8 protein-coding genes are annotated in these 10,401 nt (G+C 72.2%); 4 read left to right on the forward strand and 4 right to left on the reverse strand.

Annotation, left to right across the window (positions count from 1 at the left end; genetic code table 11):
- Positions 1 to 92: 92 nt before the first annotated feature.
- On the reverse strand, positions 93 to 980 hold the full coding sequence (locus AB0D67_RS35180) for a hypothetical protein (protein ID WP_362945573.1): 888 nt from the start codon (positions 978 to 980) through the stop codon (positions 93 to 95).
- A 20-nt stretch (positions 981 to 1,000) separates the two neighbouring features.
- Positions 1,001 to 1,930, reverse strand: coding sequence for an ATP-binding cassette domain-containing protein (locus AB0D67_RS35185; RefSeq protein WP_362945575.1), 930 nt, complete (start codon positions 1,928 to 1,930; stop codon positions 1,001 to 1,003).
- Positions 1,931 to 2,284: 354 nt separating this feature from the next.
- Between AB0D67_RS35185 and AB0D67_RS35190 the strand changes: the two genes are divergently transcribed.
- Together AB0D67_RS35190 and AB0D67_RS35195 are read left to right on the forward strand one after the other, a co-directional pair.
- On the forward strand, positions 2,285 to 3,694 hold the full coding sequence (locus tag AB0D67_RS35190; RefSeq protein WP_362945577.1) for an amidase: 1,410 nt from the start codon (positions 2,285 to 2,287) through the stop codon (positions 3,692 to 3,694).
- Positions 3,695 to 3,879: 185 nt separating this feature from the next.
- Positions 3,880 to 4,428 (forward strand): nucleotidyltransferase family protein, encoded by a 549-nt coding sequence (locus tag AB0D67_RS35195; RefSeq protein ID WP_362945579.1) that lies wholly within the window; start codon positions 3,880 to 3,882, stop codon positions 4,426 to 4,428.
- Between the two features lie 148 nt (positions 4,429 to 4,576).
- Here AB0D67_RS35195 and AB0D67_RS35200 read toward each other — a convergent pair whose 3' ends face one another.
- Positions 4,577 to 5,518: a helix-turn-helix transcriptional regulator gene (locus AB0D67_RS35200; RefSeq protein WP_362945581.1), complete on the reverse strand. Its 942-nt coding sequence runs from the start codon at positions 5,516 to 5,518 to the stop codon at positions 4,577 to 4,579.
- 521 nt (positions 5,519 to 6,039) lie between these two features.
- Entirely contained in the window at positions 6,040 to 6,585 is a 546-nt protein-coding gene (locus tag AB0D67_RS35205) for a hypothetical protein (RefSeq protein ID WP_362945583.1), read from the reverse strand.
- Between the two features lie 107 nt (positions 6,586 to 6,692).
- On the opposite strand from AB0D67_RS35205, the gene murA reads away from it, so the two are divergent.
- Positions 6,693 to 8,009 (forward strand): UDP-N-acetylglucosamine 1-carboxyvinyltransferase, encoded by a 1,317-nt coding sequence (gene murA, locus AB0D67_RS35210; protein ID WP_362945585.1) that lies wholly within the window; start codon positions 6,693 to 6,695, stop codon positions 8,007 to 8,009.
- Between the two features lie 73 nt (positions 8,010 to 8,082).
- Entirely contained in the window at positions 8,083 to 10,353 is a 2,271-nt protein-coding gene (locus AB0D67_RS35215; protein WP_362945587.1) for a transglycosylase domain-containing protein, read from the forward strand.
- Positions 10,354 to 10,401: the final 48 nt, after the last annotated feature.

The raw sequence follows: 10,401 nt of genomic DNA on the forward strand, positions 1-10,401 counted from the left end.
CGCCCGCGGCGCCCTCGCCCTCCCCCGACGGTACGGTGACCGCCACCGGGACGCGGGGAACACGGGGACACGGGGAACACGGCAGGGACGCCTCAGGCGTCGCGCCCGCGCAGGACGGCGAACGCGCCGAGCAGCGCCACGGCCACGTAACCGCAGAGCAGGGCGTATCCCGTCCACGGAGCCAGGAGGTCCGGATCAGGGCGCACGCTCAGCAGCCGCCCGCCCGCGTTCGCCGGCCAGTACTTCACCACGAGCTCCGCCGCCCACGGCGGGAGGAGCGGCGCCATGGCCGGGACCAGGATGCCCACCATGATCATGATCGTCAATGCCCCCGCCGTGGCGCGTACCAGGAATCCGGCCGCCAGCCCCAGCAGGGCCGTCGCCGCCGCCAGGAGCCCGCCTCCGGCGAGGGCGCGGCCCACGCCGGGATCCGCGAGGGAGTAGGCGGGGACGCCCCCGGAGAGCAGCACCGCCCGCCCCACGGCGAAGACGGCCAGGGTCGTCGCCCAGCCCACCGGCAACGCCAGGGCCGCGCAGGCCACGGCCTTGGCCGCCAGGAGGCGTCCCCGCCGGGGCACGGCCGTGAGGCTGCCCGGCATCGTACCGGCGGCGTACTCGACGGTGACCGTCCGGAGCCCGAGGTAGCCGACGACGAGCTGGACGAACATCATGGCGCGGAAGACGGCGTCGAAGGGGTCGAAGTCCGCCCGCTCGGCGGCCGTGCCCTGCGTGTACTCCCTGATCCCCGCCCCGGCGAAGAGCGTCGCGAACAGCGCGCCGGTCAGCACGACGGCGAGCGCCGTGACCCAGGTGGACCGCAGGGTCCGCAGTTTGGCCCACTCCGACCGCAGCAGATCGGGGAACCCCGGCAGCCAGGGGGTGCCGGCGAGCGCGCCGCCGCCGGCGTTCCCGGTCATCGCGCCAGGCCGGCCGGTCCCGCTCGCGGCGATGCCGGGAGCGCCCGGTGCACGACTTCTCACGGCCCGCGGATCCTTCACCCTCATCCTCGCCTCCCGTCCCGCGCGCCGTACTCGGCGTCGTCGCGCGTCAGTTCCATGAACACCTGCTCCAGGGAGGCCCCGCGCGACGTCAGCCCGTGCAGGACCACGCCCCGCGCAGCCGCCAGGCGGCCGACCTCCCCGGCGGTCATGCCGGTCACGACCAGCCCGTCACCCGCCGGGTCCTCCGGACCGGGTACGGCGGGCCGGACGACGGCTCCGGCGCCGGTGAGCTCACGGGCGAACTCCCCCGCGGCCGGCGTCCGCACCAGCACCTCGTCCGACCGGACGAAGGTCTCGAAGGGGGCGTCGGCGATCAACCGGCCGCGCCCGATGACGACCAGGTGGTCGGCGGTGAGCGCCATCTCGCTCATGAGGTGGCTCGACACCAGCACCGTGCGGCCCTGGGCGGCCAGCTCCCGCATCAGGGTGCGGATCCACACGATGCCCTCCGGGTCGAGCCCGTTCACCGGCTCGTCGAGGATCAGGACCCCGGGATCGCCGAGCAGCGCGGCGGCGATGCCCAGCCGCTGTTTCATGCCCAGGGAGAAGGACCCGGCGAGGCGCCCGGCCGCCGGGGCGAGGCCGACCTGGTCGAGCACCTCCCCGGCCCTCGCGCGGGGTATGGCGTTGCTCTCCGCGAGACACCGCAGGTGGTCACGGGCGGTCCGTCTCGGGTGGACCGCCTCGGCGTCGAGCAGCACGCCGACCGCGCGCATCGGCGCGGGCAGGTCGGCGTACCGGACCCCGAGGACCCTCGCCTCGCCGCCGTCCGGCCTGTCGAGGCCGAGGATCATGCGCATGGTGGTCGTCTTGCCGGCCCCGTTGGGGCCGAGGAAGCCGGTGACCTTCCCCGGGCCGACGTCGAAGGTCAGGTCCCTCACCGCGTCCACCGGGCCGTGGCGCCTGCCCAGCCCTCTCACCTCGATCATCGCACTCCTCTCCGCGTACGGGTCTTTCCTCGCCGGACGAGGATGGCCCCGCCGGCTGGACGGCTCCGGAGAGGTTCTGTGAGATCTCTGTGAACCGGAGGGCTCCGAGAGGGGCCGGGGCGGCGAACCGGCCCCGGACGTCCCGTCGCCGGCCCGGGTTCCCAGGGGATTCCCAGATCCGGCCGGGCGCGGAGCGGGCGGGACCCGGTTCCGGCCGCCGTCTCGGGACACCGCCGGCGGCGCGGGCGGTCGTTCCCGGTCCGCGTGTTGTGGAGGGTTGACGAGGCGCGCGGCGACGCCCCGGAGCAGACTCGGGCACGGGACGCACACGCGACACGGGAGACGGAGCGACACATGACCGGGGACGAGACGTTCTACCTGACCGCCGTCGAGATGGCCCGGCTGCTGCGCGCCCGTGAGATCAGCGCGGTGGAGCTGCTGGAGGCGCACCTGCGCCGGATCGAGGAGGTCGGCCCGCGCGTCAACGCGATCGTCACGCTGGTGGCCGAGCGCGCCCTGCGGGAGGCGGAGGAGGCCGACCGCGACCTGGCGCGCGGCCACTGGCGCGGACCGCTGCACGGCCTGCCCGTCGCGCACAAGGACCTCGCCGACACCGCCGGGATCCGCACCACGTACGGCTCGCCGCTGTTCGCCGGCCACGTCCCCGACGCCGACGCGCCCGTCGTGCGGCGGATGCGCGCGGCCGGGGCGATCACGGTCGGCAAGACCAACACCCCGGAGTTCGGCACCGGCTCGCACACCGTGAACGCGCTGTTCGGCGCCACCCGCAACCCCTACGACCTGTCGAGGTCGGCGGGCGGCAGCAGCGGCGGCGCGGCGGCGGCCCTGGCGAGCGGGATGGTCGCCCTGGCCGACGGTTCCGACATGGGCGGCTCGCTGCGCAACCCCGCGTCGTTCTGCAACGTGGTGGGCCTGCGGCCCACGCCGGGGCGGGTGCCGTCCACCTCGGACACCGCGGCGTGGTTCACCCTGGGCGTGCCGGGGCCGATGGCCCGCACCGTGGACGACCTCGCGCTGCTGATGAGCGCGGTGGCCGGGTTCGACCCCGCCTCCCCGCTGTCGATCACCGAGAGCGGCGCGGTCTTCGCCGGGCCATGGGAGGAGGAGGACCTGTCCGGGGTGCGGATCGCCTGGAGCCCCGACCTGGGCGGTCTGCCGGTCGACCCGGAGACGGCGAGGGTCACCGCGGAGGCGCCGCGGGTGTTCGAGGGGCTGGGCGCCCGGGTGGAGCGGGTGGACCTGGACCTCTCCGACGCCGAGGACGCCTTCCGGATCCATCGGGCCTGGTATTACGCGCTGTCCTACGGTGACCTGCCGCCCGGCGGCCTCGGGGAGAACGTCCGCTGGAACGTCGAGCGGGGCCGCGAGGTGACCGGCGCCGACCTGGCCAGGGCCGAACGACTGCGCAGCGGCCTGTACCGGCGGATGAGCGCCTTCTTCGAGACCTACGACCTCCTGCTCGCGCCGGTCAGCCAGGTGCCGCCGTTCCCGGTGGAGGAGCCGTACGTCACGGAGGTCGCCGGGCAGACGATGCCCGACTACCTGGCGTGGATGCGCTCGGCCTACTGGATCAGCGTGCTGCACGCCCCGGCCGCGTCGGTGCCGTGCGGCTTCACCCCCGGCGGCCTGCCGGTGGGCGTGCAGCTCGTCGGGCGGCCCTTCGCCGACCTGCGGGTGCTGCGGCTGGCCCGCGCCTTCGAACGGGCCACCGGCCACGGCCTCCGCCGCCCGCCCTGCCGCTGACCGCCCGGCCCCGGCGCGGATGACGCGACTGAAGCGGATCGTCACGGACTGTTCCCTGGTGGGCTCTCCGGGGGCGCTACCGATCCCTCGCATGGTAGTCATGGGCGATGATCGGTCGCCTCCCGCTGGACGAGCAACTCGCTGCCCTGGAATCCACCCTCTCTGCCAACGGGATACTGCTGGAAGTGCTGGAGCGAACCGCGTCGATGGCGTTGCCCGGCTGGTACCTGACGGCGGGATGCCTGTTCCAGACCGTGTGGAACGTGGTCACGGGCAGATCCCCCACCGAGGGGATCAAGGATTACGACGTCTTCTACTTCGATGACGGTGATCTGTCTTGGGAGGCGGAGGACTCTGTGATCAGGGCCGGTGGAGAACTCTTCGGTGACCTGCCCGTCGACGTCGAAATCCGCAACGAGGCTCGTGTCCACCTCTGGTACGAGCGGAAGTTCGGTGTCGCCTGCGCTCCGCATACATCCACGGAGTCGGCCATCGACTGCTTCGCAGCCACCACCTGCTGCCTGGGGGTGCGGCTGGAGTCGGCGGGCCGGTGGCGCGTCTACGCGCCGCACGGGCTCTCCGATGTCTTCAACCTCGTCGTACGCCCCAATCCGGTTCTCGCCCCGCGCGAGGTCTACGAGACCAAGGCGGCCCGCTGGCAACGGCAATGGCCCGAACTGACCGTGCTGGACTGGCCGGCCGCTCCCGCCGAGCCGATGGAGACCTCATCCTGAACTGCGAAGTTCGCACGGAGAGGGCTCAGAACGCTCGAAGAGCCGCCGGGCTCGGACGGCCCTACCGTGTCTCCTCAGCAGTGGTGTCCGCCCTGCCGAGCCGGACGGCGGCGCGGCCACCGCGCCGGGAACCGGCGGACCCAAGGCGTCACACCCCCTCCGCCCGCATGGAATCGCCGATCTCCGCGAGAAATGCGCGGGCCTGATCGTCGAATAGCGCCGACCGCGACAACAGCTCCCAGTGGGAGCGGTAGAGCCGGACGTCGGCCGGGTCGGTGATGAACAGCTCCCCGTGGATCAACTCCAGGACCACGTAGGAGTCCCGCTCGTCGACACCCTCGTAGATGTCGAATCCGTGTGTCGTCGAGACGGCGGGCTCGTGGCGATGAGGAAGGAGACCGACGGAAAGGTTCCCCAGGGTGCTGAGGGACACGATGCGATCCAGCTGGGCCAGGTGCGTACGGAGAGAGCCGTAACGGGTCCGCAGCGCCGCCTCTCCGACCAGGAAGGAGAACTTCTTGTCGCCATAGAGGATCAGCTGACGGTCCAGTCTGGCTGCCACCGCTGCGGCCAGTGACTCACCGGAGTAGGTCGCGTCGCGCGTGGTGAACAGGTGGCGGGCGTATTCGGCTGTCTGCAGCAGGCCGGGGATGACCGTGAGCTGGAGGTTGAGCACCATACAAGCCCTGGCTTCACGCTCCCGCACCTCGCCTTGCAGGTGAGGTGCGTTCGAGAGGGCGGCTCTCCAAGTGTGCGCTTCCGCGAACGCCGCCTCGGTCAACGCCTGCAGCAGTTCCCGGGTCTGGGGCGAAGCCTCTACCGCCTGCGCCCACGCGTTCACTTCCGGCAGGGACGGCAGCGCCGCACCGGACTCGACACGTGAGATCCGGGACTGGCTGACCCCGATGCGCTGCCCCAGTTCTCTGCCCGGCATCCCGGCCAGCTCCCGCGAACGTCGCAGTTCCGCCGCCAGCCTCTGCCGCCTGGCATGCGGCCCCTTCTCCGGAGGCGTGTCCGTCATCTCTATCGGGTCTTCCTCGTGGAATCGGGTGGCATCGAACCTCACCGGAACGCTTTGATTCAGAATCATTCACTTTCTTATCAGTACAGTCAAGCAATCGACCCGAGAACCACATGGTCGACTTAGGGCAGCACTCATTTCCGGATTTTTCTCGCCATCTCTTGACGACACCGAAGGATCGATTCAATCTGATTCATTATGATGCGGAGCGAGGAAAGAGGGACCCCCGGCGGGGGAGCCTCCAGTGAGGCGGCCGACATCCGCAGCCGCCCGAAGCACCGGGCCCACACCCGGCCCGCTATGGCCCTGTGGGCGTTCGTACTGGGCAATCTGATCCAGGCCCATCCGTTGCTCGGCGACCTTCTGCTGCTCGCCTTGCTGGTGACATCGCCGATCATCGGGGGCCGCGGCAGGCGCCCGGGAGCCCACCGTGCCACCAGGCTGACAGTCGTTCCCACGCCTCCGATCAAACACCCCGGCGCGGAAAGGCCCCCCGACACCCGTTCGGACACGCTCCTGCCTCTCCGGTCTTGCGGAGACGGCGGGACAGACCCCGGGACCGGGCAAGGTTCATGTCGGGCCGGCAGAGGTCAGCGGTCCAGCGGGCCGCCGTAGCCGGGGAGCGGGCCGTACGGTTCCTCGCCGCCGAAGGGGCGGCGCAGCGGCGAGTCGCGGTAGCCCGCGACGGCCTCCAGCGCGAAGAACAGACCGGCGGCGAGCGTCGGCCAGACGTAGAGCACGCCGTGGGCGGTGAGGTTCAGCGGCCCCGGCACCAGTTGCACCCCCGCCGGCGCGGACCCGGCCACGTCCGCCGCGCCGAGGTTCACCGCCCGGCCGACCGCCAGCGCCAGATGGGAGCCGAGCAGGCCGCCCGCCGCCAGGCCGAGCACCGTCGCGACCGGGCGGCGGCGGCGTGACAGCGCGTATCCGGCGACGCCGCAGGCCAGGCCCAGGACGCCGGTGACGACGGCGAACCAGCCGTCGGCCGCGATGAGGGTCTGGGTGGTGGAGTCGGCCAGGACCCTGCCCTGCCCGGTCACCGCGTACGGCGGGCGGGGGGCCAGCAGCGACCACACGGCGCCGGCCGCCACGCCCAGCACCGCGAGCGCCAGCACCGTGACGGCGAAGTCACGCACGTGTCGCAATGTGGTTCCCCTCACGCTCTGTACTGATGCGCCCGATGTTACCCATGACCCGCCCGGTGCTCCCGGTGAGCGGGGGTGAATCCCGTTAGGCTGTCCGGGTGAGCGAAGAGGTATGGCTGATCGAACCGTCCGGGCCGCTACGGGGCGATGTCGAGGTCCGCGGGTCGAAGAACGGCGTGTCCAAGCACATGGTCGCCGCGATGCTGGGCATCGGGGAGAGCACGATCCACAACGCCCCCGAGGTGGGCGAGGTGGAGATCACCGCGCGGATGCTGCGGGCTCTCGGCATCAATGTGGAGATCACCTCCCGGGCGATCACCATCGCCCAGGGGGAGCAGATAAACCCGCACGTCCCGGCGGCGTTCACCGGCCTGAACCGGATCCCCATCCTGATGCTGGGCCCCCTGCTGCACCTGGCCGGTGAGGCGTTCGTGCCGCTGGTCGGGGGCGACCCGATCGGGCGGCGGCCCGTCGACTACCACGTCGAGGCGCTGCGCGCGATGGGCGCCGAGGTCGAGGTGAGCGACACGGGGGTGTACGCCAAGGCCAAGCGGCTGCGCGGCACCCGGCTGGAGCTCCCGTACCCGAGCGTGGGCGCGACGGAGACGGTCCTGATGTCGGCGGTGCTGGCCGAGGGCAAGACCGTCCTCAAGGGCGCGGCCATGGAGCCCGAGGTCGTCGAGCTCGCCCTGTTCCTGCAGCGCATGGGCGCGCGCATCGAGCTCAGCCCGGACCGGCGCATCGTGATCGAGGGCGTGGAGCGGCTGCACGGCGCGTCCACCTGGCTGAACGGCGACCGGATCGAGGCGTTCTCCTACCTCGCGGCCGGGCTCATCACCGGCGGCGAGGTACGGGTGCACGGCTGCCCCCAGGACCGCCTGGTCACCGCGATCACCACCCTGGCGCGGATGGGCGCCGAACTGGACATCACCGACGACTACGTGTCGGCCTCGGCCCCGGACGGCCTGCGGGCGGCGGCGGTGCAGACCGACACCCACCCGGGGTTCATGACCGACTGGCAGACTCCGCTGATGGTGCTGTTCACCCAGGCCCAGGGCATGTCCGTGCTGCACGAGACGGTGTTCGAGAACCGCCTTGTCTACGTGCCGGCGCTGCAGAGGATGGGCTGCGAGATCGAGGTCTTCGACGTGTGCCTGGGCGGCCCGGCGTGCCGCTACCACGACACCAACGCCAAGCACTCGGCGGTCGTGCGCGGCGTGTCGAAGCTGCGCGGCGCCGATGTGACGCTGCCCGACATCCGGGCGGGCTTCTCGGCGGTGCTGGCCGCCGCGGCGGCGGAGGGCACCTCCACGCTGCGCGGGGTGCACCACATCGAGCGGGGATACCACCGCCCGTTCGAGCAGTTCGCCTCCCTCGGTCTGAAGATCAGCAGGGAGAACGCCCCCGAATCGTAAAATCTTCCGGCCCGGTGTTTGGCTTTGATCAACCGGACGCACGTTACTATGCGTGACATCGCCACCACCGGAGGTGAGACGAAGCCTCATCGCCTGCCTGCGGGGCCTGCTCGTCTGCGGTGTGCTCGGCGGGTTGCTGGCCGCCGCCGCGGCGTTGCCGCTGGCGGGCGGCGCCGGGCTGGCCGGCAAGGAGGTGGCCGCCACCTTCGTCGACCTGCCGCCCAGCCCGCATGAGGAGCCGCTCCCCCAGCGGACGGTCCTCCTGGACCGCAACGGCCGCAAGTTCGCGCAGTTCTACACGGAGAACCGCACGGTCGTGCCGCTGGAGCGGGTCGCGCCGGTCATGCGGCAGGCGATCGTGGCGATCGAGGACTCGCGCTTCTACGAGCACGCGGGCCTGGACGTCAAGGGGACGCTGCGCGCGCTGATCGCCAACACCCAGGCCGGCGGGGTACGGCAGGGCGGCTCCTCGCTCACCCAGCAGCTCGTCAAGAACATCCTGGTGGAGAACGCCGAGACCGACGCCGAGCGCGAGGAGGCCAGGGCGCCGAACCTTAGGCGGAAGATCATCGAGCTGCGGTACGCGCTGGCGATGGAGAAGAAGTACAGCAAGGCCGAGATCCTGGAGCGCTACCTCAACATCGCCTACTTCGGCGCGGGGGCGTTCGGGGTGGAGGCGGCGGCCCAGCGGTTCTTCTCGGTCCCGGCCTCGGAGCTGAGCCTGCGGCAGGCCGCGACGCTGGCCGGGGCGGTGCGCACGCCGTACGCCACCGACCCGTCGCTGGGCAGGCAGCGGCGGATACGGCTGCGGGAGCGCCGGAACATCGTGCTGGACCGGATGGCCCAGCTCGGCATGGTCCCCCGGGCGCAGGCCGAGGACGCCGAGCGGTCCCCGCTGAAGATCCGGCTGAAGTCCGAGCCGGGCGGGTGCGCGGGCAGCGACTACCCGTACTTCTGCCTGTACGTGCACCGGGAGCTGCTGAACAACCCCGTCTTCGGCGCCGGGCGCGCCGAACGGGAGCGCCGCCTGGCCCGGGGCGGCATCGTGCTGCGCACCACGCTCGACCCGGCCGCCCAGCGGGCCGCGCAGCGGGCGATCTCCGCGCGGGTCGGGGCCAGGGACACCGAGGTCGCGGCCGAGGCCATGGTGGAGCCGGGGACGGGGCGGATCCGGGCGATGGCGGCCAGCAAGAAGTACGGCCGCAACTCCGGCAACGCCAACGACGGCCCCCGCACCACCTACAACCTGCCGGCCGACGTGGCGCACGGCGGCGGCATGGGCTTCCAGGCCGGATCGACGTTCAAGGCGTTCACCCTGGCCACCGCGCTGAAGCAGGGCTGGCGGTTCGACGACGGCTTCGACACCCCGGGCAGCTTCACCCCCGACCACGGCTTCGCCGACTGCCGGGGGCGCAAGGTGAACGACCCAGGCGCCGAGATCCTCAACGCCAGCGGGGAGGGGACCGGCGGGCCGTACAGCATCTCCACCGGCACGTGGAAGTCGGTGAACATCTTCTACATGATGCTGGAGCAGCGGGTCGGGCTGTGCAACGTCGTCACGACGGCCAGGTCGCTCGGCGTCGCCCGCGCGGACGGCAAGCCGCTGCGGGAGGTGCCGACCTTCACCCTCGGGGTGAACGAGATGGACCCGGTGACGGTCGCGGCGGCGTTCGCCGCGTTCGCCGCCCGGGGCCGCTACTGTCACCCGATGGCGATCACCGAGATCTCCGAGCAGGGGGGCCGGCGCATCCAGGTGCCGCCGAGCTGCGGCCGGGCGATCGAACGCGACGTGGCCGACGCGGTCAACCACGTGCTGTCGGGGGTGTTCACCAAGGGCACCATGACGGGGCAGGGCATCGGCCGGGACGCGGCGGGCAAGACCGGCACCAACAACGGCTACACCTCGGCGTGGTTCGCCGGCTACACCCCGGACCTGGCCGCGGCGGTCAGCCTGGGCGACATCCGCGGCTCCTACCGCTACCCGCTGCGCGACGTGACGATCGGCGGCGAGTACTACGGCGCGGTCCAGGGCGCCTCCCTGCCGGGCCCCATCTGGGTGGCCTCCATGGAGGCGGCGCTGCGCGACGTCCCGGAGCGGCACTTCCACACCCCCGACATGCGGCGCTTCGGCGGCGGGCACACGCCGGGCCTGGAGAAGGAGGAGGACGAGAAGAGGCGGCGGGAGGCGGCCGGCCGGGACGGCGAGTGGCGCGACGGGGATCGGGAGCCCATCGGCCGCCGGGAGGGCCGGTGGCGGCGCGGTCACCGGGACCGCCTCTCCGCCGAGCGCGCCTACCGGGTGTGGCGGGAGGAGTGGCGCCGCTGGCGGCGCGGCCACCGCTAATGGGAGCTACCGGGTCGGCTGATCAGGCAGACTCGGTGCCTGGTAGCC

Source organism: Streptosporangium sp. NPDC048047, assembly GCF_040653115.1.
In the GTDB taxonomy this organism is placed as follows: Bacteria; Actinomycetota; Actinomycetes; order Streptosporangiales; family Streptosporangiaceae; genus Streptosporangium.